Genomic DNA, 458 nt, shown 5'->3' on the forward strand with positions numbered 1-458 from the left:
CTAATAGAGATGAGGATTCTCAAGAGGCTGCTGAAAATGTTGTAGATGGAGATGAAGATGGTCAGCGCCGCGCTGATGTGGCTGTCTTCGCCGCCGTCGATAACGGTACGCACCTGCCACATAATCATCAGGGAGCTGAAGACAACGAAGCCGGCCGCGATGGTCAGGCTCAGGGCAGGGATGTTGAGGAAGATGTTGGCCACAACGGCAATCATGAGCACGATCGCACCGGCACCGAGGAAGCTGCCAAGTTTGTTCATGTTCATTGTGGTGCGGCGTGCCATGGCGGACATGGTGAAGAATACACCGGCGGTCATGGCGGCGGCCGTACCGACGATTTGTGCGCCGTTGTTAATTGCCAGGGCGTATTGCAACATAGGGCTGATGGCAAGGCCCATGCCGAAAGTGAAGATCATCAACAGGGCTACGCCGACGTTGCTGTAACGGTTTTTCTCGAT

At 55.2% G+C, this 458-nt stretch carries 1 protein-coding gene; it reads right to left on the reverse strand.

Annotated elements, in window-relative coordinates; all coding sequences use genetic code 11:
• Positions 1-458: Bax inhibitor-1 family protein (locus ACTHSP_RS21890; RefSeq protein ID WP_440346997.1), on the reverse strand; the 458-nt coding region annotated here is incomplete at both ends.

The sequence above is a fragment of the Neisseria sp. P0001.S005 genome (genome assembly GCF_051963715.1).